This is a genomic window from Actinokineospora fastidiosa (genome assembly GCF_014648415.1).
GTDB lineage: Bacteria > Actinomycetota > Actinomycetes > Mycobacteriales > Pseudonocardiaceae > Actinokineospora > Actinokineospora fastidiosa.
This window is the reverse complement of record NZ_BMRB01000002.1, coordinates 1,375,226-1,399,523: the sequence shown is the minus strand read 5'-3', so window position 1 is coordinate 1,399,523 and position 24,298 is coordinate 1,375,226. Positions and strand designations below refer to the sequence as shown.

The 24,298-nt window shown below is 72.5% G+C and carries 23 protein-coding genes; 13 read left to right on the top strand and 10 right to left on the bottom strand.

What is annotated here, in order from left to right; translation table 11 throughout:
* Positions 1-13 precede the first annotated feature (13 nt).
* Positions 14-892 carry an ABC transporter substrate-binding protein gene (locus tag IEY98_RS16350; RefSeq protein WP_189211270.1) on the bottom strand — a complete coding sequence of 293 codons (879 nt, stop codon included), beginning with the start codon at positions 890-892 and terminating at the stop codon, positions 14-16.
* A 107-nt stretch (positions 893-999) separates the two neighbouring features.
* Entirely contained in the window at positions 1,000-2,247 is a 1,248-nt protein-coding gene (locus tag IEY98_RS16345; RefSeq protein ID WP_229787054.1) for an MFS transporter, read from the bottom strand.
* A gap of 130 nt (positions 2,248-2,377) precedes the next feature.
* Here IEY98_RS16345 and IEY98_RS16340 point away from each other — a divergent pair, with 130 nt between their 5' ends.
* The 6 genes from IEY98_RS16340 to IEY98_RS16315 all read left to right on the top strand — a co-directional run bounded on the left by IEY98_RS16340 (position 2,378) and on the right by IEY98_RS16315 (position 9,105).
* Positions 2,378-3,094, top strand: a complete 717-nt coding sequence (locus tag IEY98_RS16340) for a class I SAM-dependent methyltransferase (RefSeq protein WP_189211268.1) — start codon at positions 2,378-2,380, stop codon at positions 3,092-3,094.
* Positions 3,091-3,891, top strand: coding sequence for a Rossmann-like domain-containing protein (locus tag IEY98_RS16335; RefSeq protein ID WP_189211267.1), 801 nt, complete (start codon positions 3,091-3,093; stop codon positions 3,889-3,891). Before IEY98_RS16340 ends, IEY98_RS16335 begins: the two co-directional genes overlap by 4 nt.
* 13 nt (positions 3,892-3,904) lie before the next feature.
* Positions 3,905-4,939: a pyridoxal-phosphate dependent enzyme gene (locus IEY98_RS16330; RefSeq protein ID WP_189211266.1), complete on the top strand. Its 1,035-nt coding sequence runs from the start codon at positions 3,905-3,907 to the stop codon at positions 4,937-4,939.
* Positions 4,940-5,255: 316 nt separating this feature from the next.
* Positions 5,256-6,074: an ABC transporter ATP-binding protein gene (locus IEY98_RS16325; protein ID WP_189211265.1), complete on the top strand. Its 819-nt coding sequence runs from the start codon at positions 5,256-5,258 to the stop codon at positions 6,072-6,074.
* Between the two features lie 35 nt (positions 6,075-6,109).
* On the top strand, positions 6,110-7,075 hold the full coding sequence (locus IEY98_RS16320; RefSeq protein WP_189211264.1) for an ABC transporter substrate-binding protein: 966 nt from the start codon (positions 6,110-6,112) through the stop codon (positions 7,073-7,075).
* Positions 7,075-9,105 carry an iron ABC transporter permease gene (locus tag IEY98_RS16315; protein WP_189211263.1) on the top strand — a complete coding sequence of 677 codons (2,031 nt, stop codon included), beginning with the start codon at positions 7,075-7,077 and terminating at the stop codon, positions 9,103-9,105. Before IEY98_RS16320 ends, IEY98_RS16315 begins: the two co-directional genes overlap by 1 nt.
* Before the next feature lie 68 nt (positions 9,106-9,173).
* Here the strand turns inward: IEY98_RS16315 and IEY98_RS16310 are convergent, their stop codons facing one another.
* Positions 9,174-10,382 (bottom strand): S8 family peptidase, encoded by a 1,209-nt coding sequence (locus tag IEY98_RS16310; protein ID WP_189211262.1) that lies wholly within the window; start codon positions 10,380-10,382, stop codon positions 9,174-9,176.
* A gap of 445 nt (positions 10,383-10,827) precedes the next feature.
* Between IEY98_RS16310 and IEY98_RS16305 the strand changes: the two genes are divergently transcribed.
* The 5 genes from IEY98_RS16305 to IEY98_RS16285 all read left to right on the top strand — a co-directional run bounded on the left by IEY98_RS16305 (position 10,828) and on the right by IEY98_RS16285 (position 15,671).
* The gene (locus IEY98_RS16305) at positions 10,828-11,988 is read left to right on the top strand and encodes an MFS transporter (RefSeq protein WP_229786960.1); all 1,161 of its coding nucleotides are present in this window, start codon (positions 10,828-10,830) and stop codon (positions 11,986-11,988) included.
* Positions 11,985-12,737: a TauD/TfdA family dioxygenase gene (locus tag IEY98_RS16300; protein WP_189211261.1), complete on the top strand. Its 753-nt coding sequence runs from the start codon at positions 11,985-11,987 to the stop codon at positions 12,735-12,737. Before IEY98_RS16305 ends, IEY98_RS16300 begins: the two co-directional genes overlap by 4 nt.
* A 75-nt stretch (positions 12,738-12,812) precedes the next feature.
* Positions 12,813-13,814: an ABC transporter substrate-binding protein gene (locus IEY98_RS16295; RefSeq protein ID WP_189211260.1), complete on the top strand. Its 1,002-nt coding sequence runs from the start codon at positions 12,813-12,815 to the stop codon at positions 13,812-13,814.
* Positions 13,804-14,907 carry a FecCD family ABC transporter permease gene (locus IEY98_RS16290; protein ID WP_189211259.1) on the top strand — a complete coding sequence of 368 codons (1,104 nt, stop codon included), beginning with the start codon at positions 13,804-13,806 and terminating at the stop codon, positions 14,905-14,907. Before IEY98_RS16295 ends, IEY98_RS16290 begins: the two co-directional genes overlap by 11 nt.
* Positions 14,904-15,671: an ABC transporter ATP-binding protein gene (locus tag IEY98_RS16285; RefSeq protein ID WP_189211258.1), complete on the top strand. Its 768-nt coding sequence runs from the start codon at positions 14,904-14,906 to the stop codon at positions 15,669-15,671. The genes IEY98_RS16290 and IEY98_RS16285 overlap by 4 nt, the downstream gene beginning before the upstream one ends.
* 101 nt (positions 15,672-15,772) lie before the next feature.
* On the opposite strand, the gene IEY98_RS16280 is transcribed toward IEY98_RS16285, so the two are convergent.
* Positions 15,773-16,738: a GlxA family transcriptional regulator gene (locus tag IEY98_RS16280; protein WP_229786959.1), complete on the bottom strand. Its 966-nt coding sequence runs from the start codon at positions 16,736-16,738 to the stop codon at positions 15,773-15,775.
* Between the two features lie 74 nt (positions 16,739-16,812).
* Here IEY98_RS16280 and IEY98_RS16275 point away from each other — a divergent pair, with 74 nt between their 5' ends.
* Positions 16,813-17,634 (top strand): dienelactone hydrolase family protein, encoded by an 822-nt coding sequence (locus IEY98_RS16275; RefSeq protein ID WP_189211257.1) that lies wholly within the window; start codon positions 16,813-16,815, stop codon positions 17,632-17,634.
* On the opposite strand, the gene IEY98_RS16270 is transcribed toward IEY98_RS16275, so the two are convergent.
* Entirely contained in the window at positions 17,621-18,370 is a 750-nt protein-coding gene (locus IEY98_RS16270; RefSeq protein ID WP_189211256.1) for a PIG-L deacetylase family protein, read from the bottom strand. The genes IEY98_RS16275 and IEY98_RS16270 overlap by 14 nt on opposite strands.
* A gap of 111 nt (positions 18,371-18,481) precedes the next feature.
* On the opposite strand from IEY98_RS16270, the gene IEY98_RS16265 reads away from it, so the two are divergent.
* Positions 18,482-20,521, top strand: coding sequence for a HelD family protein (locus IEY98_RS16265; protein ID WP_189211255.1), 2,040 nt, complete (start codon positions 18,482-18,484; stop codon positions 20,519-20,521).
* Positions 20,522-20,524: 3 nt separating this feature from the next.
* Here IEY98_RS16265 and IEY98_RS16260 read toward each other — a convergent pair whose 3' ends face one another.
* From IEY98_RS16260 to IEY98_RS16240, 5 genes are all read right to left on the bottom strand, one after another.
* Complete coding sequence (locus tag IEY98_RS16260) at positions 20,525-21,211, bottom strand: cation efflux transmembrane domain-containing protein (RefSeq protein WP_189211254.1); 687 nt, start codon at positions 21,209-21,211, stop codon at positions 20,525-20,527.
* A complete protein-coding gene (cmtR, locus tag IEY98_RS16255) occupies positions 21,208-21,555 on the bottom strand; it encodes a Cd(II)/Pb(II)-sensing metalloregulatory transcriptional regulator CmtR (protein ID WP_189211253.1) in 348 nt (115 codons plus the stop codon). Before cmtR ends, IEY98_RS16260 begins: the two co-directional genes overlap by 4 nt.
* Positions 21,556-21,667: 112 nt before the next feature.
* Positions 21,668-22,465, bottom strand: coding sequence for a DUF6357 family protein (locus IEY98_RS16250; protein WP_189211252.1), 798 nt, complete (start codon positions 22,463-22,465; stop codon positions 21,668-21,670).
* A 10-nt stretch (positions 22,466-22,475) separates the two neighbouring features.
* On the bottom strand, positions 22,476-23,666 hold the full coding sequence (locus IEY98_RS16245) for a DUF6357 family protein (protein WP_189211251.1): 1,191 nt from the start codon (positions 23,664-23,666) through the stop codon (positions 22,476-22,478).
* A gap of 8 nt (positions 23,667-23,674) precedes the next feature.
* Positions 23,675-23,953 carry a hypothetical protein gene (locus IEY98_RS16240; RefSeq protein ID WP_229786958.1) on the bottom strand — a complete coding sequence of 93 codons (279 nt, stop codon included), beginning with the start codon at positions 23,951-23,953 and terminating at the stop codon, positions 23,675-23,677.
* Positions 23,954-24,298 lie beyond the last annotated feature (345 nt).

Genomic DNA, 24,298 nt, shown 5'->3' with positions numbered 1-24,298 from the left:
CGGCTCCGGGCGCTCAGGCGGCGAGTTGGGCGGCCAGCTGTTCCAGGCCGTCGACGGCGAGGGTTCCGTGCCCGGAGTAGAAGAAGTCGAGGACCAGGATGTCGTCGGAGGCGACAGCGGGGATGGCGGCGAGATCGGCGCGGCCGGTCACCGCACGGCGCACGGCGTCCTCGGTCGTGTCGGCCGCCTCGTAGAGCGCGACGATCCGCTGGGGCGCGGCCTTGATCAGGGCCTCGGTGTTGGGCTCGAAGTAGCGCTCGTCGGTGCCCGCGAAGACGTTCACCAGGCCGACGCTCTCCATCTGCTGGTGGATCATGCTGCGCTTGCCGTACGCGCCGGGCTGGGCGTCGGGTCCCGCGATGAACAGGGCCGCGGTCGCGGTGTCGGCGGGCGGGGACTGGCGCGCCTTCTCCCGCACCGCGTCGACCCGGCCGCGCAGGCCGGTCACCGCGTCCTTGGCCTGCTGCTCGGTGCCCAGCACGCGCCCGAGCGTCTCGATGTCGCGGTAGAGCTCCTCCAGCGGGTCGTGCACGTCGGACTGGCCCGCGCCGAACCCGCCGCAGTAGCCGCTGACGATCAGCGTGGGGATGCCCGCGGCGGCCAGCTCGTCGGGGCCGAAGTCGTTGAGGCCGAACGTCACCACCATGTCGGGCGCCGCGCCGATGATGACCTCGCGGGAGATGTCCTTGGAGTTCTTGATCGGCTGCTGCTCGGCCCGGCCGAGCGGTTCGGCCGCGGCGCCGAGCGGCTCGTCCTTCAGCGGGGCGAACACGGCGACCCGGTCGGCGCCGCCCGCGGCGTGCACCAGCGTGCCCGCCTCGCCGCCGATCACATAGAGCCGCTGAGGCGCGCGCTCGATGGTCACCTGGCGGCCGCAGTTCTCCACCGTCATCGGGTAACCCGGGGTGGCAGCGGCTCCTGGGGACTCGGTCCCGCACGCCGTGCTCGCCAGCAGTGCGACGGCGGACGCGACTAGCGGCCAGGTTGTTCTCGGCATGGTCAGCTTGCCTTTCGGTGGGGATCGGGTTGACGCGCCTCGGCGCGGAAGCCGCGCGTCGAGGGGACCAGCGCCGCGGCGGCGGGCGCGAGGAAGCACACCCCGGCGCACACCAGCAGCACCGGGGCGGCCCCGAACGCGCTGATCGCCGGGGCGATCAGCGCCAGGCCGACCGGAGCCAGCCCGTACGACAGCAGGAAGTCCAAAGAGGACACGCGGGCGAGCTTGTCCGGGGCGACCTCGCGTTGCGTCGCGGTGAACCAGGGCACGTTGAACAGCTCGATGCCCAGCCCGGCCACGGCGTACGCGGCGACGACGACGGCGGCGGGCACCGGCAGCAGCAGCGCCAGCGGGGCGAATCCGTAGCAGGCCAGGGCCGCCAGCGCCGCCCAGCCCTGGGCGCGCGGGCGCATGCGCGCGATCAGCACCGCTCCGGCGAGCGCGCCCAGGGTGTACGCGGTCATGGCCGCGGCGAGCACGGCCTCGGTGCCGTAGCGGTCCCGGCTGACCAGCGGCAGCACGACCCCGGTCGCGGAGTACCCGGTGGCGATCACCGCGGTCAGCGCGGCCAGCCCGGCCAGGAACCACGGGTGCCTGCGCGCCTCCCGCACCCCCTCGGCGAACTCGGCGGCGAAACCGGCCCGGACGCCCACGACGGCGGGTTTGTCCGCGCCCGGTGGCGGGACCAGCGCGGTGACCAGCCAGAGCACGCCGGTGCCCACCAGCAGCGCCGCGGTGTCGGCGACCACGGCCAGCAGCGCTGTCAGGCTCGGCGCGACCAGGGTCGTCACCCGCACCGCCAGGGTCATGGCTGCGTTGGCGGGCTGGCGCCGGTCCTCGTCGACGACCTCGGCGGTCAGCGCCTGGAAGGCCGGGCGGCACGCGCCCTGCCCCGCGCCGACCAGCGCGGCCGCCGCGGCCATCAGCCAGACCGACCGGCCGAGACCGACCGCGATCAGCGGCGACCCGGCGGCGGCGACCAGCCCCGACCACAGCACCACCCCGCGGCGGGAGAAGCGGTCGGCGAGCACCCCGGCCACCGGCACGGCGGCGAGGAACCCGATGGTCCGGGTCGCCAGCACGACGCCGAGGTCGACCGCGCCGATCGACCGGTCGAGCACGGCCAGGCCGAGGATGAAGGGCAGCGCCCAGGTGGCCAGGCCCGACGCGGTGGTGCCCGCCCACAGCCGCAGGAACGCGGGATCGCGGGACAGCGACGGCGGCCGGACGGCGGTGCTGGGCACGGTGATCGAACTCCTCCGGCGGTGCGTCTTGAAATGAGAATCGTTGTCAGTAGAGTACAGAGCGGGCGCCTGCCTGACGAGACCGGCCCCCGGCGCCGCGCGAGGAAAACGCCCACACCACTGGGGAAGGAACGAAGTGGACTCGGTTCTGACCGACCTGCCCGCACCGCTGCCCGCCGAGCACGTCATCGCCATCAACCAGCCCAAGGGGGATCTGCACACCCACCGCGACTACTCGTGGAACGGGATGGAGTTCGCCCTGCCGCCGGGCGTCTTCTTCCCCGGCGAGACGAGTCGGATGCTGCACCAGCGGATCCTCGACGGCGCGATCGAGACCCGCGGCCGGGTGTACGCCGCGATGGGCGTCGGCCTCGGTGTGGAGGCCGTCGCGGCGGGCCTGCGCGGCGCCCGCACGGTGTTCGCGCTCGACGTGCACCCGGCGAGCGTGGAGACCACGGCGCGGCACTACGCCCAGCACGTGGGTGACCGGCCGGGGACGGAGTTCGTGCCGCTGGTGTCCGACCTGTTCTCGGCCGTGCCCGCCGGGACGGCGCTGGACGTGGTGACCTTCAACCCGCCTGCGGTCAGCCAGGTCGTCAGCGACGACCCCGAGGTCGTGCGCAACTCCTGCGTGGGGGCCGGAATCGTCACCCGCTTCTTCGACGAGCTGGCCGACCGCGGCCTGCTCGCGCCGGGCGGCGAGGTGTTCGTCATCGTGTCCAACACCGCCGACCTGCCCGCGATCGTCGGCCACGCCGCCGCCCGCGGGTTCGCCGCCGAGGTCGCCCTGCGGCACGACTGGCACGACGGCGTGATCACCTTCCTGTTCCGCTTCACCGAGGCGGCGGCGTGAACACCGTCGAGGACCTGGTCGCGGACGTCCTGGCGGGCGGGCACGGCCCCGACCCCCGGGAGGTGGTCGCCACCAGCGTGTTCTGGATCCACCACGGCACCCGGCTCGCGGGGGGCGGCACCACCTACCGCAACCAGTACGTCCTGGCGAGGGTGGGCACCGCGTTCGGCGCGTGCGCGTTCGCGGAGGGGGAGATCGACCCGGCGGTGTGCGCCGAGGCGTCCGGCGCCCCGGTCGCCGACCTGCTCGCCGACGCCCCCGCCGCGGTCCGGGTCGCCGCGCTCGACGCCTACCTGGGCCACGTGCGTCCACACCGGACACTCGACGCCGAGCCCGTGGTCCTGCCCGCCGGGACCCCGGAGTCGCGCGCCCGCGGGCGCGACGCCGCGGTGGCCGGCCTGCTCGACCTGCCGCCCGGCGCCAAGGTCGCGCTGATCGGCGTGGTCAACCCGCTCGTCGCCGCCATCCGCGACCGAGGGGCCGAGTGCCTGCCCTGCGACCTCACGCTGCGCACCACCCAGTGGGGCGACCCGATCACCCCCGACATGGGCGAGGTGCTCGACGTCGCCGACGCCGTCGTCGCCACCGGCATGACCATCGGCAACGGCACCTTCGACGAGATCCTGCGCCGCTGCCGCGACCGCGCGGTCCCGCTGGTGGTCTACGCCCAGACCGGAAGCGCGGTCGCCCGCGCCTTCCTCGGCTCAGGCGTCACCGCGCTGTCCGCGGAGCCCTTCCCGTTCTCCCAGTTCAGCGCCGAGGAAACCGTCCTGTACCGCTACCGCGCCCACCCCTGACGACAGGAGAGACGTGGACGACCACATCGCCGACGCGCTCAGCCGCCCCGCGCTGCTGCGCCTCGACGACGGAATCACCTGCCTGCGCTTCGAGACCATGAAGGTGGTCTCGGCGCTCGCCGCGGTGCGCCACCTGTTAGACCGCGGCACGATCGCCCCCGGCGACACCCTCGTCGACAGCTCCAGCGGCATCTACGCGCACGCGCTGGCCCTCGCCTGTCACCGCTATGGGCTGCGGTGCCACATCGTCGCGTCGACCACCGTCGACCGGACCTTGCGCACGCAGCTGGAGATCCTCGGCGCCACGGTCGAGCCGATGCCCCCGACCCCCAGCCTCAAGCTGGACCAGAACCGCCGCGTCGCCCGGGTGCAGGAGATCCTGCGCGCCAATCCGCGCCACCACTGGATGCGGCAGTACCACGACGACATCCACTACCTCGGGTACCGCCCGATCGCCGACCTCGTCCACCGCGAACTGGGGACGGGCGACCTCACGATCGTGGGCGGCGTGGGGACCGGGGCGTCCACCGGAGGGCTCGCCAGCTACCTCCGCGAATCCGATCCGGACGTCCGGTTGGTCGGCGTGCAGCCCTTCGACAGCGTCACCTTCGGCAGCGAGCACGTCCACGATCCCGACATCATCATCGCCGGGATCGGCAGCTCCATCCCCTTCGCCAACGTCGTCCACGAGTTCTACGACACCATGCACTGGGTCGGTTTCCACGCCGCGCTCGCGGGCGGGGTCGCGCTGCTGCGCGGCCATGCCGTCTTCGCCGGGCTCTCGGCGGGCGCTGCCTACCTGGCCGCGCGCTGGGAACGGCGGGTCGACCCGAGCCGCCAGGTCGTCTTCCTCGCCGCGGACACCGGCCACCGCTACGTGGAGGCCGCTTACTCCCGGCACCGGGAGGTCCCCGGCCCCGAGCACCTGGCTCCCCGGCAGATCGCCTCCCCGGCCGACATGGCCCCGCCGTGGTCGCGCATGGACTGGGACAGGGCCCCCGCCCCAGCGGCGGCCTCGGCGGTCGACGGCGTCCGCGCCGCGTCCTGACCGGCGGCCGGGGGTGGTGGGCGCGGCCCGCGGCCGGGTGGTCGCGGGCCTGCCGATCGGTCGACCCGTGGGGACAGCCGGTGGAACCGGGCGAGGTCGACCTCCCGGAACGAGTTGACCGTTCCGATCGGCTCGACCGTCCTCGCCACCCCGCGCGACTGCGCCTCTACGGCGGGCCGTTCGTGGTCCGATGGGACGCCAGCAGGCCCGGTCTCGGCGCGGTGACAGTGAGTTGTCGTGCACCGCCAAATGGGCCAAAAAGTGCAGTAGGTCACGCCTATATGGGTGATCAAGGGGATTAGGTTAGGCTCCCCTTATGTTCGCGGGAGACGTACTGCTGGCTGGCGAGGAACTGGTGCTCGCGCACCATGATCGCGCCGTGGTGCACGGTGTCTCGCTCGGACTCCGCGCGGGCACTGTCACGGCCCTTGTCGGGCCCAACGGCTCCGGCAAGTCGACCGTTCTGCGGGCTCTCGCGCGCCTGCACCGCCCTCAGCAGGGGCGGGTCCGGATGGGCGGGCGCTCGGTCTGGGGACACTCCCCGCTGTCCGGCAAGGAGTTCGCCCGCAACGTCACCCTGCTGACCCAGCATCGGCCGACGCCGTCGGGTGTCTCGGTGCGCGATGTCGTCTCCTATGGACGGTATCCCTACCGGACGGGATGGCGCGGGGTGGACGTGGAGGGCGGCGCGGCCGTTCAGCGCGCCATGGACCTGACGGGTGTCACCGCGATGGCCGACCGGGGCGTGGACGAGCTGTCGGGCGGCGAGTTGCAGCGCGTGTGGCTGGCGTCGTGCCTGGCGCAGGAGACGTCCGTGCTGCTGCTGGACGAGCCGACCAACCACCTCGACCTGCGCTACCAGGTCGAGGTCCTCGACATCGTCCGCGATCTCGCGAACGACCACGACGTGGCAGTCGGTGTCGTGCTCCACGACCTCGACCACGCGGCGATGATCGCCGACGAGGTCGTGCTGCTGTCCGACGGCGAGGTCGTGGCGGCGGGCGGGGTCCGCGAAGTCCTGACCGGCGAGCACCTGACCCGCGCCTACGGGGTCACCGTGCACGTCGCCGACGACCCGGTGACCGGCGCGCTCCACTGCCGCCCTGTCGGCAGGCACAGCCCCCGGCTGGTCTGAGCCCTCCCCCCTTCACCCTGAGAGGTAAATCTGCCATGCGTTTGCTCGCCCCTGCCCTCCTGACGGCCGCCGTGGTGCTGTCGGCGTGCGGCACGACCGAGGCGCCGTCGTCCGCCCCGAGCCAGTCGGCCGGGGAACCGGTCACCGTGACCGACTCCCGAGGCAAGGAGGTCACGCTCGACTCCCCGGCCACGAAGGTCGTCGCGCTGGAGTGGGCCGAGGCCGAGACCGTGGCGTCGCTGGGCGTCATGCCGGTGGGCGTCGCGGACGTCGCGGGCTATCGGACGTGGGACTCGGCCAGCCCGCTCGCCGACGACGTGAAGGACGTGGGCAAGCGCAACGAGCCCAGCGTCGACTCCATCGTCGCGCTCGACCCCGACCTGGTGATCATGCCCAAGGGGCGGGACGAGACGCTGGCTGGCCAGCTGGAGCAGTACGTCCCCGTCGTCGTCACCGAGGCCAGTGACGCCTCCGGCAACCTCGACCGGCTGCGCGAGGACACCAGGATGATCGCCAAGGCGATCGGCAGGTCCGCGGAGGCCGAGCAGCTTCTGTCCGAGATGGACGCCGCGTTCGCCGACGGCAGGGCGGCGGTCGAGGCCAAGGGCGCGACGGGCACGCCGTTCGTCATGGCCGACGGCTGGCTCGAGGGCAGCACGGTCGCAATCCGCCCGTTCGGCAAGGGCTCGCTGGTCTCCGAGGCCGCCGAGGCCGTCGGCCTGAAGAACGCCTGGACCGGCGAGGTCGACCCGCAGTGGGGCCTGGGCGCCACCGACGTCGAGGGTCTGACCGCGCTCACCGACCCGAAGACGTTCCTGGTCTACAGCGCCTCCGAGGACGACGTGTTCACCACCGGCCTCGCCGGGAACCCGGTGTGGCAGCGGCTTCCGTTCGTGGTGAACAAGAAGGTCGTCAAGCTGGAGCCGGGCACGTGGACGTTCGGCGGGCCGAGGTCGGTTATCGCGATCGCCGAGCAGTTCGTGAAGGCCGCCACCGCCTGATGCGCGCCGCCGTCGTGACGGCGGGGATCGTGGCGCTCATCGTCGTGCTCTCCGCCGTCCACCTCACCCAGGGCACCGCGTCGACCGGCGTGCTCGACGTCCTCGACGCCCTGCTGGGCAACGGGGACGCGCAGACCCTCGCGGTGCTGGAGGGGTCACGCGTGCCCCGCCTCCTGGCCGCGGTGCTGCTCGGGGTCGCGCTCGGCGCGGCGGGCGCGGGCATGCAGTCGGTGGCGCGCAACCCGTTGGCCTCGCCGGACACGCTCGCCGTGAACGCGGGCGCGCACCTGGCCGTGGTCTCGATCGCGGCGTTCGGGCTGAGCCTGCCCGCCCTGCCCGCAGGCGCGGCGGCGTTCGTCGGCGGGCTGGCCGCGGCGGTGGTCGTGCTGGGGCTCTCCGGCGGCGGCTCGACCAGTCCCCGGCTGGTCCTGGTCGGGTCGGCGGTCATGTTGACGCTGCAGTCGGCGACGGTCCTGCTGCTGCTGATGTACGAGCAGGAGACCACCGGGCTGTTCGCCTGGGGCTCGGGATCGCTGACGGTGAGCGACCTGAACGCGACCGCGCAGATGGCGCCGATCGTGCTGGCGGCGGTGGTGGCGTTGATCGCGATGGGGCGCTCGCTCGACATCCTGGCCTTGGGCGACGACAACGCGACCGTGCTGGGGTTGAAGGTGCGGCGGACCCGCGTGGGCGCGGTCCTGCTGACGGTGGCCCTGACGGCGGCGGCGGTGACGGTCGCGGGCCCGATCGGCTTCGTCGGGCTCAGCGCGCCGGTGATCACCCGCCTGCTCACGCCGTTCGTGCCCGGGCTGGGCGCGCACCGGCTGCTGCTGCCGGTGTCCGGGCTGGTCGGTGTCGTGATCGTGCTGGGGGCGGACGTGCTGCTGCGCGCGGTGATGGGCTCCGCCGCCGCGGTGCGCGTGCCGACCGGGGTCATGACGACGGTCCTCGGCGCGGTCGTGCTGATCTGGCTGGCGCGACGCGGCCGGTCCGGCGGGGCGCCGCGCCAGGCCCCGGCTGGCCGCGTCGGCGTCGCCACGTCGTCACGCAGGCTCGTGGTGACGGCGGCCGTGCTCGGCGCGCTCCTGCTCGCCGCGCCTGCCGCGGGCCTGATGCTCGGGGACCGCCTGGTGCTTCTCGGTGACCTCGCGAACTGGTTCGCGGGCCGCACGGGCACCGCGCTGACGTTCGTCCTCGACCACCGCCTGCCCCGCGTGCTGGCGGCGATGGTGGCGGGCGCGGCGCTGGCGGTGGCAGGCTGCGGCATCCAGTCGGTGAGCCGCAACCCGTTGGCGGAGCCGGGGCTGCTCGGCATCACGGCGGGCGCGGGCCTGGGCGCGATCGCCTTGATCACCGCCGTCCCGATGGCGGGCGCGTGGCACATCGCAGGCGCGGCCGGGGTGGGCGCGATGGCGGCGTTCGCGCTGGTCTACGGGCTGGCGTGGCGGTCGGGGCTGGACTCCGACCGGCTGGTGGTCATCGGCATCGCGATGTGGTCGGCCGGGATGGCGCTGATCACGCTGCTGATCGTCACATCGGACCCGTGGAACACGGCCAAGGCGCTGACCTGGTTGTCCGGCTCGACCTACGGGCGCACGCTGGACCAGGTCGTGCCGACCGCCCTGGCACTGGTCCTGCTGACCCCTCTCCTGTGGGCGCACCACCGGGAACTGGACCTGCACAGCCTCGACGAGGACACACCCCGCGTGCTCGGGATGCGGCTCGAGCGCTCCCGCCTGGTGATCCTGGCCGCGGCGGGCGTCCTCGCGGCCACGGCCGTGTCGGCGATCGGCGTGGTCGCGTTCGTCGGCCTGGTCGCACCGCACCTGGCGAGGTCGCTGGTGGGCGGCAGGCACAGTCGTGTCCTGCCCACCGCGGCGGCGATCGGCGCGGTCCTCGTGAGCGCGGCGGACACGGTGGGCCGGACGGTCATCGCACCCGCCCAGGTGCCCGCGGGCCTGGTGATCGCCCTGATCGGCACGCCGTACTTCATCCTGGTGCTCTGGCGGACCCGCGAGATGCGCACCTGAGGGGCCGGGCCCGATCGATCGCCCAGCGGGTGATCGACCGGGCCGCGTCCCCGATCAACCGGGCAAGGCTAGAGTTTCGCGACATTCAGCAGCGGCTCGGCGCTGCCGTCCGGGTCGGTGGCGGTGTCCCAGTCGCTGGTGCCTGCCGACCGCAGTGCGGACCGGACCGTGCCGGGCGTGGCGCTCGGGTTGGTGGCCTTGTAGAGCGCGGCGCCGCCCGCGGCGTGCGGGCTGGCCATCGACGTGCCGGAGATGGTGTTGTAGCCGCCGCCCTTCCACGTGGAGTTGATGCAGACGCCGGGCGCGATCAGGTCGACGTCGGCGCCGTGGTTGGAGAAGTCGGCGAAGGTGTCGTCGACGTCGTCGCGGCAGGTCGCCGAGCCGAGAGCGCCCGGCCTGCCGTCGAAGTCGGCCAGCGCGCTGACGGTGATGACCTCGGCGTAGGTGGCGGGCACGAAGGACTCCGCGTCGGAGGCGCTGTTGCCCGCGGCCACGACGTAGGTGACGCCCGCGTTCACCGAGCGGCAGATCGCCTCGTGCAGGGCGTCCCGGTTCGTGCCGCACGTGCTGTCGGCGCCCGATCCGCCGAGGCTCATGTTGGCGACCTCGATCCGGTCGGCGTTCGCGGTGACGAAGTCGACCCCGCAGATGATGTCCGACCAGCTCCCGCTGCCGTTGTTGTTGAGCACCCGCACCGGCCAGATCCGCGCGCCGGGCGCGACCCCGACCACGCCGGTGGCGTTGTCGAGAGCGCCGATCGTGCCCGCCACGTGCGTGCCGTGGCCGTTGCCGTCGTCGGCGCTGCGCCCGGTCGAGCAGTTCTTCGCGCCCGCGGCGTGGACGTTGAGGTCGGGGTGGTCGAGGTCGACCCCGGTGTCGATCACGGCGACGTCGACGTCCACCCGCTCGTCCGCGCCGTTGATCTTCGCCGTGGCGCTCAGCTCGGCGTCGACGCGGTCGACGCCGGTCGGCATCGTCTGCGCTGTGGTGGTGGCGATGCCGTCGCGCTGGACGAGGAGGACGCGCGGATCGGCCGCGAGCCGTGCCGCGGCGGTCGCGCTCATGCGCGCGGCGTACCCGTTGAGGGCGTGCTGGTAGCGGTGGGTCACCTCCACCCCGTGGCGACGCGCGTGGTCGTCTACCACTGTGGACACTGCTGCATCGTCGGAGAGCATCACGATGTAGCCAGCGGCGGAGGTGGTGGCGGCCGCGGGAAGTGCCGGGGCGACGAGGGTCGCCAGGGTCGCAGCGATCAGGGTTGTGCCCAGGTTTCGCATCGCGCTCCTCGGTTCGGCTGGGTTGCAGGGGGAAGGTCGATGTTCCCTCGATCGTCGACACAGAGTCATTCCGCCGAATAGTCCAACCGGCTCTGTCCGCTGGTCTGTGCAGGCCAGGACGATAAACTGGGAATTGTTAACCACTCCTCACTGATCGGGTGTGACCTCGGGTGACGCGATTTGGGGGAGCAGTGCGCACCCGGGGTTCGCGGTGAAGGTGCCGGGCAGGCACTCGGTGCCGCCAGGCGCTCGGGCGGGTCACCGGAGTCGGGGTCAGCGGCTGTGACTCCGGGCACAAACAGCACGTGAGACGGCCTTTGCGCGGCAATATTGCTCTTGCCAGATTGTGGCGATAGCTGGGGTGGGGGTTGCGGTGGCCGTGGGGACGTCGAGTGGGGGGAAGGCTCGGTCCGTTCTCCGGGAGGCGGGGTTCGTCCGGTTGTGGGTGGGGACGACGGCGTCGGGGCTGGCGACCTGGGCGTTGCCGTTCGTGCTCGGGTTGGCGGTGTTGGAGCGGGAGTTGAGCGCGGCGGGGCTCGGGGTCGTGCTGGCCGCGCGCACGGCGGGGTTCCTGGGGGCTGTGCCGGTGGCGGGGGTGGTGGCCGATCGGCACTCGCGGCGGGGGGTCGTGCTGTGGGCCGGGCTGGCGGCGGCGGGGGCCGCGCCGGTGATCGCGTGGGGGCTCGGCTGGTCGCTGGCGGTGATGGCGGTGGCGGCCGCGGTGATGGGGGCGGGGCAGGGCGCGTGCAGGCCCGCGTTCCAGGCGCTGGTCACCGAGGTCGTCGACGTCGAGCGGCGGCAGACGGCCAACGCGGCGATGGCGTTGGCCACGCGCACGACCACGCTGGCCGCGCCCGGCGTCACCGCCCTGCTCGCCACCGTGCTCGACACGACGGCGTTGTTGGTGGGGATCGGTCTCCTGTGGTTGTGCGCCGCGTTGGTCCCTCCGCGCGGTGCGCCCGCGCGGAGGGTGGACGGCCCGCGGGTGCCGTTCTGGCGGGAGTTCGTCGACGGGGTCCATGAGGCGCGGCGGCATCCGTGGTTCCTGGCCGGACTGGGCGCGCTGACCGCCGTGATCGCTACCGGTTACTCGGCCACGAGCGTCGCCCTGCCGCTGATCAGCCGGGACCGCTACGACACCGAGGTCGTGCTCGCCGCCGCGCTGACCGCCTACACCGTGGGCGGGCTGATCGGCGCGCTGGTGGTCGCGCGGTGGCGACCCCGTTCACAGGGGTGGACGGCGCTCGCCGCGCTGGCCTGCTACGGATTCGCGCCGCTGGCGTTGCTGCTGCCCGTGCCCTGGGTGGTGATCGTCGCCGCCTATGTCGTCGCGGGCCTGGGGATCGAGCTGTTCAACGTGCCGTGGTTCACCGCGACGCAGCGGGAGGCCGCGCCGGACAAGCTGGCCCGGGTGTCCTCTTTGGATTTCCTCATGTCCTACGGGCTCGCGCCGGTCGGGCTGGTGCTCATCGCCCCCGCGATCGACCTGTTCGGGGTGACGGCCGTGCTCGGCACGTGTGCCGCCGTCTGCTTCCTCGCCCCCGCGGCGGCCGCGCTGGTCCCCACCACCCGCCACTTCGCACGGAGCACGGGAGAGAGCCGGTGAGCACAGCGCAGTTGGGTGTCGACGCGGCCCGGGTCGACGCGCGGGACGTCGATGAGGCCAGGCGGCGGCTCGCCGAGAGGGGCGCGGTCGTCCTGACCGGGCTGCCCGCCACCGCCGACGCGCTCGCGGTGGCCGCGGCGCACCTGTACGGGGAACGCCTGCGGCGGCTGTTCCCCATGCGGGAACGCGCCTCCGAGGACGGCGGAGCGGTCCACCTGCACGCCGACAGTTTCGACCAGGTCGTCGACATCGGCGGCGTCCCCACGCGCAGGCGCGATCCCGACGAGGACGCGGTGCTCGTGCAGTGCGTGCGCCCCGCGCCCGACGGCGGCCGGTCGTTCGTGCTCGACGCGTACCGCTACCTCGACACCCGCGCCGACGCCGAGCTCCTCGACTTCCTCACCGGCAAGGACGTGGACCTCTACGGGGCGTGGGCCGGACTGCGCGGGCTGCCCGCGACACCCCGGGTGGCCCGCCACGTCGAGTACACCCGCACCGGACGCCGCATCGCCCGCCGCACCGACGGCGCCGTGCCCCTGCACCGCGACCGCGACGCCGGGCACATCACCGCGATGCTCGACCGCTTCCGGGACAGCGTCCGCGCGATCGAGCCCGAGCTGCCCCGCATCGGTCTCGCCGAGGGCGACATCCTCGCCATCGACAACTACCGCTGCTGGCACGGCCGCGACCCGCACACCGGCCACCGCGCGGTCCGCATCCTGACCCTGCGCACCGATGACGCCCGCTGATCCCGCGGGAACCGGCGCACGGCCCCGCCCGACAACCACACCGCGACCCGCCCAGCAGCCCGAGTGGAGACACCGATGACACGACGCGCCCTGCCAGGTCTCACAGCCGCCTTGGTGCTGGGCCTCACCGGGTGCGCCGATCCCGCCGCCTCCGCGCCGGGGCCCGGCGGCGACGCGGTCACCGTCGTCAGCTGCGGCCAGGAGCTGCGGTTCGCCGCGCCGCCCGAGCGGGTCGTGGCCCTCGACCAGTCCTCCACCGAGACGCTCCTGGAGCTGGGCCTTGTCGACCGCATGGTGGGCACGGCGAACGTGAAGACCAAGGTGGCGCCCGAGTACGCCGAGGACTACGCCAAGGTGCCGGTGCTGGCGCCCAAGAACGCCACCAGCGAGCAGGTCCTCGCCGCGACCCCGGACTTCGTCGTCGCCTCCTTCAAGGCGCAGTACACCGCCGACCGCTCCGGCACCCGCGGGGAACTGGCCGAACTGGGCCTGCCGTCGCTGGTGAGCGCGACGGACTGCCCCGAGCAGAACCCGGCCGACATGACGCCGTTCGACCTGCTGTTCTCCGACTACGAGGCGCTGGGCCGGATCTTCGGGATCGAGGAGCGCGCCGCGGCACTCATCGCGGAGCAGCGGGCGGTCGTCACCGCGGCGGCCGAGACCGGGGCGGCGGTGTCGGGGAAACCGACGATCCTGTGGCTGTACTCGACGTTCAACGGCACGCCCTACGTGGCGGGCGGGATCGGCGTGCCCAGCGAGATGAGCGGGCTGGTCGGGGCGGAGAACGCCTTCGACGACGTGGCCGAGTCCTGGCCGGAGGTGTCGTGGGAGCGGATCGCCGAGCGGGACCCGGACGTGATCGTCGTCGGGGACCTCTCCGAGCGCGGCGCGCCCGGGGACAGCGCCGACGAGAAGATCGCGATGATGCGCGCGCACCCGGCGATGTCGCAGCTGACGGCGGTGCGGGAGAACCGGATCATCCGGGTCCCGGGCATCGAGATGGACCCGTCGGTGCGGTCGGTCAACACCCTCGGCCTGGTGGCGAAGGGCATGCGGGACCTCGGCTATGCCCGGTAGCGCGTCGCGGACGGGCGGGCTGCCTCCGGTGCTGCACCCCGCCGCCGCCGTCGACCAGCCCCGGACCGCGCCCTCGGGTTCCGCGCGGCGCGCAGGCGGCGGGTGGTTCGCGCTGGGCGCGGTGGTGCTGCCCGTCTCGCTCGCCGTGGCGATGGTGATCGGCAGCGGGGACATCGGATTCGCCGAGTTGGGGCGGGTGTGGGGCGGTCACCTCGGTCTCGACGTCGAACCGCTGCCCCGGTTGCTCGACTCGCTGGTGTGGGACCTGCGCGTGCCGCGGGTGCTGATGGCCGCCGTGGTGGGCGCCGCGCTCGGGGTCTGCGGCGCCGTATTGCAGGCGGTGACCCGCAATGCGCTGGCCGATCCCTATCTGCTCGGCGTCGCGCACGGGGCGTCCACCGGCGCGGTGCTGGTCGTGGTGCTCGGGGTGGGCGGCGGGGCGCTCAGCGTGTCCGGGGGCGCGCTGGTCGGGGCGCTCGGGTCGTTCGCGTTGCTGTTGGCGCTGTTGGGCAAACGCGGGCTGGGCTCGGTGCGGGTGGTGCTGACCGGGATCGTCATCGGCCTGCTGTTCGAGGCGGTGACGTACCTGATCCTGATGGCCTCCAGTGACGCCGACACGACCCGGGCGGTCCTGTCGTGGCTGCTCGGGTCGATGGCGTCCGCGCGGTGGGACTCGGTGGCCGTGACGGCGATCGTCTGCGGGGTGGGCCTGGTGGTGCTGTGGCTGCACTCGACGGCCTTGGACGGGTTCGCCTTCGGCGCCGACACCGCCGCCTCGCTGGGGATTGATGTGCGGCGGACCAGGGCTTTGCTGCTGGTCACGACCGCGTTGCTGGTGTCGGTCGTGGTGGCCTCGGTCGGGGCGATCGCCTTCGTGGGGCTGATCGTGCCCCATACGGTCCGGTTCCTGCTCGGGCCGTTGCACCGGATCCTGCTGCCTGCCAGCGCGTTGGCGGGCGCGGTGTTCCTGGTGTGGGTGGACGCGTTGGCTCGGGTGGCGTTCGCGCCGAGGGAGGTGCCGGTGGGCGTCTTCACCGCGCTGGTCGGGGTGCCGATCTTCCTGCTGGTGCTGCGCAGGCGGGGTGAGCTGTGAGGCTCGCGACCGAGAACCTGACCTGGGGGGTGGACGGGCGGGCCATCGTCCGTGACGTCACCGTGGAGATCGGCGCGGGGGAGACCGTCGGGCTGATCGGTCCCAACGGGTGTGGGAAGTCGTCGCTGCTGCGCTGCATCGCGGGGCTGCGGGCGCCGTCGTCCGGGGTGGTCCGGCACGACGGCGAGGACATCTCGGGATGGGACGCCCGACGCGTCGCCCAGCGTCTGGCCTTCGTCGAGCAGGCCGCCGAGAGCGACAGCGATCTGCGGGTCGGTGACGTCGTCTCCCTGGGCCGGACACCGTTCCGCGACCGCTGGCGCGGTTTGTCCGCCGCGGACCACGCGATCGTCGACGCCGCTCTCGAGCACGTCGACCTCACGGGGTTGCGAGACCGCCACTGGAACACGTTGTCGGGGGGCGAGCGGCAGCGGGCGCACATCGGCCGGGCGCTCGCTCAGCGGCCGTGGGCGATCCTGTTGGATGAGCCGACCAACCATCTCGACATCCGGCACCAGCTCGACTTGATGGAGCTGCTGGCGTCGTCCGACCAGACGGTGTTGGTCGCCCTGCATGATCTTGCGATGGCCGCGCGGTATTGCGATCGACTTGTCCTCCTGTCCGATGGCGCGGTCGTGGCGGATGGGACACCGGAGGAGGTTCTGACGGGGGAGCGTCTGCGGGAGGTGTACGAAGTGGACGCTTGCGTTGGCCGCGATGTGCTCGGCCACCTGTCGATCAGCTACCGGGTAGAGGCCCGGTGACGGTCGGTCGAGACCAGCGCGTTCGGCGGGTTCTTGAAGAGCCTGACGAATGAGGCTGTCGAGTGACGTCGTATTGCAGGCTTCGGGGCGGTGCCAGGGGATTACGCGCGGGACCGCCGGAAAGTCGTGCGGTAGGTGCTGGGTTTGCAGGCGGTGAGGCGGGTGAAGATCGTGGTGAAGGTTCCTGGGTCGCGGTAACCGACCTCGGCGGCTATGGCGGTCACCGTCCGGTCGGTCGTCTCCAGGAGGTGTCGTGCCCTGCGGACGCGGGTGGCCTGGAGGTGGCCCAGGGGGGTCGTGCCGGTCTCGGCCCGGAATCTGCGGAGGAGGGTGCGGGTGCTGACGTGGAAGGTGTCGGCGAGGCGGGTGAGGTCGTAGGGGTCGCGGAGGTGGTGGTCCAGCCAGCGTTTGACGCTTTGGGAGAAGGCGGTTCCTGTGGTGGCCAGCAAACCGGCGTCGACGTAGGGGGCTTGGCTTGATCGGGCGTCGTCGACTAGGGCGATTCGGGCGGTTGTCCTGGCGACCTTGGCGCCGTGGTGCTTGCGGATGAGGTCGAGGGCGAAGTCGTACATCGCGCTGAAGGCGGCGGTGGTGGTCACTCCGCTGTCGGTTATCACCAGTTCGCTGGGGTGGACGTCGACGCGGGGGTGCCTGCGTGCCAACTCATCGGCGAACAGCCATGAGGTCGTTGACCGTCGGCCGTCCAGCAGGCCCGCTTCGGCCACGAGGAACGCGCCGACGCAGATCGACACGACGGCGGTTCCCGCGAGCGCGCATGTCCTGATCGCGTCGATCTCGGGTCGGAGGCGGGCGACGACGGTGTCGACGTCGAGCCGGGGGTGCAGTTCGAAACCGGGCACGACCAGGACATCGACGTCCCGCATGGGGCGCACCGCGATCGGGGTGCCGCCCGCGGCGACGACCCGGCGCCGTGGGGAGAGGACCGTGACGGCGTAGGGCTCGACATCGGCCACGTGCGAGGCCATCGTGAGCAAATCGGGCACCCCGTAGACCTCGGACGCGAAGCAGCCCGGGTACGCGAGCACACCGACGCGAGGACCGACCACGGTGGCGAGATTACCCCGACATGTGGCGATCTCGCCCCTGTCCGCGACCTCGACCACCCCGGCACGATGCCGCCATGACGACCGAACCGGACGCCCTCTCGGACTTCACCGCGCGCCTCGTCGACGTCGACGGGGTCAGCAAGACCGTCCACGTCAGCGGGTCCGGGCCCGCGGTGGTGCTGATGCCGGAGATGCCCGGCATCAGCCCCGACGTCGTGCGGTTCGCACGGTGGATCAGGGACGCCGGGTTCACCGTCCACCTGCCGTCCCTCTTCGGCGTGGACGGCGCCTACCCGACCGCCGCCCACGGCGAGCGGATCATGCGCAGGGCCTGCGTCAGCGCCGAGTTCCGCGTGTTCGCGGGCGGCGGCACGAGCCCCGTCGTGAGCTGGCTGCGCGGGCTGGCCGCGCAGGCGCACGCGGAGTGCGGCGGCCCGGGCGTCGGCGCGATCGGGCTCTGCTTCACCGGCAACTTCGCGCTCGCGATGGCGCTCGAACCTGCGGTGGTCGCCCCTGTCGTCAACCACCCCGCGCTGCCGCTGGACGACCCCGGCGGCCTGGAGCTGAGCCCCGAGGACGCCGCCGCGCTGCGTGACCGCGTCGAGCGCGACGGGCTGACGGTCCTCGCCTACCGCTTCGACAACGACCGGTGGTGCACCGCTCAGCGCTTCGCCGCCTACCGCGACCTCCTCGGCGACGCCTTCGACGGTCGGGTCCTCCCGGGCCACGTGGCCAACCCGAACCCGCCGCCGTTCTTCCGCGAGCTCGTCGCCTGCCCGCACAGCGTCGTCACCGCCCACCTCGTCGACGAGGAGGGCCACCCGACGGTGCGGGCGCGCGACGAGATCCTGGCCTTCCTCGCCGAACGCCTGGGCGGCGCGGTCAGTCCTCGGTGAAGAACTCCGGCGGCGCCTGCAGGTCGTGGGCGCGGAACAGGACGGCGTGCTCGACCCCCATGGCCTTGCCGCTCATCGCGGTGAACATCGGGATCAGCTCCTCGGGCGCGGGGTGGTCCGGGAGGGCGGCCAGGTAGGCGGCGTGCGCCTCGAGCGAGGCGACGCCGCGGCGCAGCGGCTCACCGGTGACGTCGACGCCGTGGGTCGCGGAGTCCCCGAGCCCGGGGACGATGTACCAGCGCGCCGAGTGCGGTTCGAGGTTCTCGTCGTCGATCTGCTCGGGGAAGACCCACCGGTTGCCCGCGTCGCGGATCGCGTCGAGCGTCGCGAGCCCGGCCGCGCGGTGATCGGCCTGGTCGAACCCGTAGGGCGTCTCGATCTCGAACCCGGAGCCGAGCACGACGTCGGGCTTGAACCGGCGGATCTCCCGGCAGATGTCCCGCCGCAGGTCCAGCCCGTAGACCAGCACGCCGTCCGGGTGCTCCAGGACGGTCAGGTGCTGGACGCCGACGACCTCGCAGGCCGCTCGCTGCTCGGCGACGCGCAGGCGGGCAGTCTCCTCGGGCGGGTTCGGCATCCCCGCCTCGCCCCGGGTGAGCAGGAGGTAGCCGACCTCGATCCCGCGCGCGGTCCACCGCGCGACGGCCGCGGACGTGCCGTACTCCATGTCGTCGGGGTGCGCGACGACGCAGAGCACGCGCTGGAAGGTCTCTTCGGGAAGTGCAGGCAACGTCATGCCCGCCATCCTCGCGCGTTGACGGCTGACGGCGCTGGGAAGAACAAGACTGTTTCTTCGGGGTGTCGCGGTGCAGGCTCGACGGCGCTGGTCGTCGACGTGGGGGAACGCGTGACCGACCGTGAGCTCGCCATCGAGCAGGAGTACGTCGCTGGTCTGTACGCCCGTCTGGACGCCATGCGCGAGGAGGCGGGTGAGCGGCTGGTCGCGGCGCGGCGGGCCGACGGCGATCGGGAGACGGCGGCCGTCTGGCAGGCCGAGGTGACCCGGCTGCACGGGGTGGAGCAGGGGTTGTGCTTCGGGCGGCTGGACATGCGCGACGGTCGGCGGGTCTACATCGGCAGGCTCGGCCTGTTCCGGGACGAGGGCGACGAACCGTTGCTGGTGGACTGGCGCACCCCGGTGGCCCAGGCGTTCTACACCGCCACGGCGGCCGCTCCGCAGGACGTGCGGCGGCGACGGCGCATCACCACGCGGGGCCGGACCGTCGTGGCGGTGAACGACGAGCTGCTGGACCCGGACGGCGCGGGCGACGGCAGTCTGGTCGGCGAGGCCGCGCTGCTGGCGGCGGTGACCGCGGAGCGGACCGGGCGGATGCGGGACATCGTGACGACCCTGCAGGCCGAACAGGACCGGATCATCCGGCACGGGGCCGACGGTGTGCTGGTCGTGCAGGGCGGTCCCGGCACGGGGAAGACGGCCGTCGCGTTGCACCGGGTCGCCTACCTGCTCTACACCCGTCCGCACCTGCGCACGCGCGGTGTGCTGGTGGTGGGCCCCAGTCGGGTCTTCCTCGACTACATCGGCCAGGTCCTGCCGGGTCTCGGCGAGAACAGCGTGGTGACGGCGACCATCGCCGACCTGGGGCCGGGCGTCGAGGTCAGCCGGGTGGACCCGCCCGACGTCGTCGAGCTCAAGGGCCGCGCGGTCATGGCCGAGCGGCTGGCGGCGGCGGTGCGGTCGCGGGTCCGGCCGCCGGACGACCCGGTCGACGTCGAGTTCGAGCAGCAACTGCTGCGGCTCGACCCGCGCGCCTGCGCACGTGCCATGCGCAGGGCCAGGGAGACCGGGCTTCCGCACAACCAGGCCAGATTGGTCTTCGAGCGGGAGATCGTGGACGTGCTCGCCCAACGCCTGATCGAAGATATGGAGACGGTCGTCCTCACCGACACCGGCGAGGCGATCGACGGCGGCAGCGCCGACGGCAGCCTCGGCGAGGCCGAGCTGCGCGCGCTGGCCGCCGCGGGCGTCCTGATCGACCACGACGACGGCCCGAGGACCCTGCTGGACGAGACCGACCGCGCCGCTCTGCGGGACTCCCTGATCGCCGACAGCGGCGTCCGGGCCGCGCTCGACGCGCTGTGGCCGCCCCTGACCCCGCAGCAGGTGGTGGGGGAGCGGGCCGAGGGCTGGAGTGCCGCGGACATCCCGTTGCTGGACGAGGCCGCCGCCCTGATCGGCGAGGGCGGCGACCGCGTCACGTTCGGACACGTGGTCGTCGACGAGGCGCAGGAACTGTCCGAGATGGCCTGGCGGATGCTCATGCGCCGGTGTCCCACCAGGTCGATGACCATCGTCGGGGACCCCGCCCAGACCGGGAACCCGGCAGGAACCTCCTCGTGGGACCGCGTGTTGCGGCCACACGTGCGGGACCGCTGGCGGCTCGCCTCGCTCACAGTCAACTACCGCACACCGATGGAGATCATGGCCGCCACAGCCGACCTGCTCGCCGCCCACCACCCCGACACGCCGCCACCGCGTTCGGTCCGCTCGACCGGCGAGGAGCCCTGGCGGATCGGCACCACCCCCGCCGAGCTGCCCACGGTCGTCGCCGACCTCGCCGAGGCACACACCGACGGCCACCTCGCGATCATCGCCCCGAGCGCCCACATCGGGTCGCTGGCCGCCGAACTGTCCCTCAGCATCCCGCCGGACCTGACCGGCAAGGTCGTGCTGCTGACCCCCGATCAGGCGAAAGGCCTGGAGTTCGACTCGGTCCTGATCGCCGATCCGGCCGGGATCCTGGCCGGACCGTTGGGCCACAACGACCTGTACGTCGCCATGACCAGAGCCACCCGGCGGCTGGGCGTCGTGCACCTCGGTCAGCCGCCGGCCGTGCTGTCCGCCTTGCCGGAACTCCGACCGGGGTGATGGTCAACAGCAGTGTTGGCCGCGCCAGGCCTCGCGGCCTTCCTTGACCGCGACGGCGGCGATGACCAGGGCGGCGACCGGGTCGGCCCAGGACCAGCCGAGCAGGGAGTTGAGCAGCAGGCCGACCAGCAGGACGCCGGAGAGGTAGGTGCACAGCAGGGTCTGCTTGGAGTCGGCCACCGCGCTGGCCGAGCCCAGCTCCCGTCCGGCGCGGCGCTGCGCGGCCGACAGGAACGGCATGACCAGCAGGGACACCGCCGCCAGCACGATGCCGACCGTGGAGTGGTCGGCCGCCTCGGCGCCCACCAGGGCGCGCACGGACTCGATGGTGACGTAGGCGGCCAGCGCGAAGAACGACACGGCGATGACCCGCAACGCCGTCCGCTCGCGCTTCTCCGGGTCGGCGCCGGAGAACTGCCAGGCCACGGCCGTGGCGGAGGCGACCTCGATCACCGAGTCCAGACCGAAGCCGATCAGCGCGGTGGAGGAGGCGATCGTCCCGGCGGTGATCGCGATGACCGCCTCGATGACGTTGTAGGCGATGGTGGCCGCGACCAGCAGCCGCACCCGCCGGGTGAGCACGGCCCGCCGCTTCGGGTCGGCTGTGCCCCGCGACGGGACGGCGGGGGCGCAGCAGCCGTCCGCACAGGCGCTCGCGGTCACCCCAATGTGGCTGGTGTTCTCGCTCATGTGCCCACATCCCCGGTTACGGCTTGGTCGTCATTGAGGCAGGGTTCGGCGGTGTCCACGGCCAACACGACCTTGACCAGTTCGCGCAACGCGCGCGCCAAGTGGGCGTCGGCCAGGGCGTAGTGGACCTGACGGCCCTGGTAGGTGGCCACGACCAGGCCGCAGCCGCGCAGGCACGACAGGTGGTTGGACACGTTCGAGCGGGTCAGCCCCAGGTGGTCCGCGAGCTGGGCGGGATAGCTGATCCCGTCCAGCAGGCCGACGAGGATGCGGCAGCGGGTGGGGTCGGCCAGCGCCTTGCCCAGCCGGGCCAGCGCGTCCTCCCGCGTCTCGCACTTCAGCATGGCCAGAACCATACAGCGTCCGCTGTACTACAGTCACGGCTGAATCATCCGGCCGCCCGGGAGGCAGTGCGGGGGACGCGAGGTCTTGCCGAGGCCGACGGGTCGTCCGGTCTCAAGACCTTCGCGCGCGGGCGGCGGCTTCGGAGCACATCAGGAAGCTCACCGTGCGCACGGCATCGTCGGTGAGGTTGGGATGCGCGCGGCGGACGGCACGGTCGACTTTCTGCTCGATCCGCTTCCACCCGGAGTCCCGGCCGCCCCGCCGCTCGGGGGAGAGTCGCATTCCGGCGCACGCCTGCTCCGCGGTGGCGATCACGCGCATGACCTCGGGCAGCAGGTCGGGGTCGACGGCGTCGGGCTCCCGGGTCGGGACCCTCCCGCCGTGGAGATAGCGGCCCGTGTACTGGAGGAGCGCCGCGTCGAGCGGGGTGAGGCGGACACCGCGCCGGGCGCGGTCACGGTCCGCGTCGTACTTGTGGACGCGCTGCCAGTCGGACGCCGCAGTCGCGGAACGCAGTGCGGCGAAGACCTCGCCGCGTTCGAGCAGGTCGATGTCCGCGCCCTGGGCGACGAGCTGGCGTCTGTCCCAGGGGATGCGGCGGAACAACGACTCGACGTCATCGGGCGGGCCGAGGAGGATCGGGTCCAGCAGCGCGACCGCCGCGCTCTCGTCGAGGGGACCTCGGGTCCCGGCGGCCGCGCACAGGGGCAGGACCGCGCTCCACAGCAGCAGGTGCCGGACCAGGTCGTCCCTGATCACCGCCAGGTGTGCCGCGGAGACGGGGAAGGCGAACGTGCGGGGGTCGTGGTTGGCGTCGGCTCCGGCGCCGAGCTGGAGCCACAGCCCGCCGTCCGCGCGGATCACCCGAGGGAGCCAGCCGTTCTCCCGGGTGAAGACGACTTCGCTCATGGCCGCGACCTCATGCCCAGTGCCCGAGTTCGGCGTCGATACGGGGGTCTGAGCGGACCCACACCTCGCCGCTGGCGGCGCCCGGCGGGGCGTCGACGCGCTCGAGCCCGAGTGTCCGGATCAGCCCCAGGAGCTCGTTCCGCGCCTCGCCTGTCTCCTCGAGGGTGTGGCTGTCGAAGAGGACGTAGTGCACGTCCCAGCGGTCGTTGTACCCGGAGTCCGCCCAGAGCTGGCAGAACCGGTCCACCGCCTCCCGGTCGGGTGGCGTCTGCTCTTGCTCAGGCGCGGTGGTCGCGGCGAAGCCTTTCGCGATGTCCTCGGCGCTCCACCAGCCCACTGTCTCCGCGACCGCTTCGGGGGTGAAGTCCTCCATCGCGAGAAAGTCCTCCAACAGCCAGCCGACCCCGGTGGCCTCGACGCCCAAGCGGGCCTCCTGCAGGCGGGACACCAGGCCTTCCGCCATGGCGCAGGGACCCGAGAAGGTGAAGACGCCCGTGGCGGCCACGAGGGTGCCGCCGTCGGGATGCGGGACGGTGAGCACGGTTTCCGGCGCGTTCCCTGCCAGAGCCAGAAGGTCCGCCGGTACGCCGTCGTACAGCGCTGCCTGCGCGCGCGGGTCCTCGTAGGAATTGAGCGTGCTGGTGTGGTCGAAGGTCACCACGAGGCCGCGACCGTCGGCGGTGAACCAGGCGTTGACGGTGTCGCCGCCGCCGTTGCCGAAGCCGAAGTGCGTCACCCCGGCGGTCGTCGTCGGCTCCCGCCCGTCGACGCGGGTCAGGATGTCCAGCCTGCGGCGCAGCTCGCGCGGGTGGGTCCGGCGCAGGACGGACTCGTCGAACTCGAGTCGGAGTCGGGCGCGGGCGAGGCTGGGGATGTCGGGCAGCCAAGGGCCGCGGCGGTCGAGAGCGGGGAAACCGCCGCGGATGAAGGTGGCCGCCTGGGTGCGGTAGTCGCCGCTGTTGGTGATGAGGCGGTACTCGGTCCTCGGGTTCTGCGTCCCCTTGATCCGGCAGGCGGCCCCGACCTCGAACAGGAGCAACAGCGCCTCTTCGTTCTCCTCATCCTCGATGCCGAACGCCGCGTTGTCGTTGTCACGGTGTCGGTTGAGGAACTCCTGGAACGCGTCGAGGGCGGGTTGCGGTCCACCTGGGAGCCACGTCTGCTCGTTGCCCTTGTCGTCGCTGAAGGTGAGTGGTCTCATGGCCGCCCTTAATGCGTCTGGTTCCTGGACGTTCGTCCCACCAGCTCGGTCCGCACTGCCTGCCACTGCTCCCAGCAGAGCTCCGGGTCGAGGTCGGGATATCCGCGCCGCTCCGCCATCGCCTCGGCCAACGACCGGGGCGACCGGATGCAGGTCGCCCCGTCCCGGATGGCGAGGACCTCCTCTTCCGTGAGCGGACCACCCTTCGAGCGCTCCGCGGCGAGCAGCAACGCGATCAAGGGCGGCGAGAACTCGATGACGAGGTCGTCCTCTGTGGCCATATCCATGCGCGGATGCTAGACGCCCGCGCGCCACTGCCGTCGCGGGCGTGCAGTGCGATCGCGCGCGGGCTGGCCATGGTTGGCACAAGGCGAACCGGGGCGCCGTGCGGCTGGACTCGGCTCAGTGTCGGTATTCGGCTAGTTGACTATCGTGAGATCGCCTAATAATCGCGCGACAGACTACGGCGACGATGTGATGGGTCTGGTTTGTAGGAGGGGTGAGTCGGCAGGTTTGCTCGATCGACGTGAGGTGGTGTGGTTCGCGAGACCGCATGCCCGGCAACTTGGCGGCAGAATGGCATTCATCGAGTGATTCTCACCTTGACGCCGCGCGATGGCTGTAACGCCTTC

What these genes read in the sequence shown, in the direction of transcription:
- IEY98_RS16320 (WP_189211264.1), top strand. Translation starts at nt 6,110, where the DNA reads ATGCGTTTGCTCGCCCCTGCCCTCCTGACGGCCGCCGTGGTGCTGTCG.
- IEY98_RS16260 (WP_189211254.1), bottom strand. Translation starts at nt 21,211, where the DNA reads ATGAGCGAGAACACCAGCCACATTGGGGTGACCGCGAGCGCCTGTGCG.
- IEY98_RS16250 (WP_189211252.1), bottom strand. Translation starts at nt 22,465, where the DNA reads ATGAGCGAAGTCGTCTTCACCCGGGAGAACGGCTGGCTCCCTCGGGTG.
- IEY98_RS16310 (WP_189211262.1), bottom strand. Translation starts at nt 10,382, where the DNA reads ATGCGAAACCTGGGCACAACCCTGATCGCTGCGACCCTGGCGACCCTC.
- IEY98_RS16275 (WP_189211257.1), top strand. Translation starts at nt 16,813, where the DNA reads ATGACGACCGAACCGGACGCCCTCTCGGACTTCACCGCGCGCCTCGTC.
- IEY98_RS16295 (WP_189211260.1), top strand. Translation starts at nt 12,813, where the DNA reads ATGACACGACGCGCCCTGCCAGGTCTCACAGCCGCCTTGGTGCTGGGC.
- IEY98_RS16350 (WP_189211270.1), bottom strand. Translation starts at nt 892, where the DNA reads ATGACGGTGGAGAACTGCGGCCGCCAGGTGACCATCGAGCGCGCGCCT.
- IEY98_RS16240 (WP_229786958.1), bottom strand. Translation starts at nt 23,953, where the DNA reads ATGGATATGGCCACAGAGGACGACCTCGTCATCGAGTTCTCGCCGCCC.
- IEY98_RS16325 (WP_189211265.1), top strand. Translation starts at nt 5,256, where the DNA reads ATGTTCGCGGGAGACGTACTGCTGGCTGGCGAGGAACTGGTGCTCGCG.
- IEY98_RS16270 (WP_189211256.1), bottom strand. Translation starts at nt 18,370, where the DNA reads ATGACGTTGCCTGCACTTCCCGAAGAGACCTTCCAGCGCGTGCTCTGC.
- cmtR (WP_189211253.1), bottom strand. Translation starts at nt 21,555, where the DNA reads ATGCTGAAGTGCGAGACGCGGGAGGACGCGCTGGCCCGGCTGGGCAAG.
- IEY98_RS16290 (WP_189211259.1), top strand. Translation starts at nt 13,804, where the DNA reads ATGCCCGGTAGCGCGTCGCGGACGGGCGGGCTGCCTCCGGTGCTGCAC.
- IEY98_RS16315 (WP_189211263.1), top strand. Translation starts at nt 7,075, where the DNA reads ATGCGCGCCGCCGTCGTGACGGCGGGGATCGTGGCGCTCATCGTCGTG.
- IEY98_RS16245 (WP_189211251.1), bottom strand. Translation starts at nt 23,666, where the DNA reads ATGAGACCACTCACCTTCAGCGACGACAAGGGCAACGAGCAGACGTGG.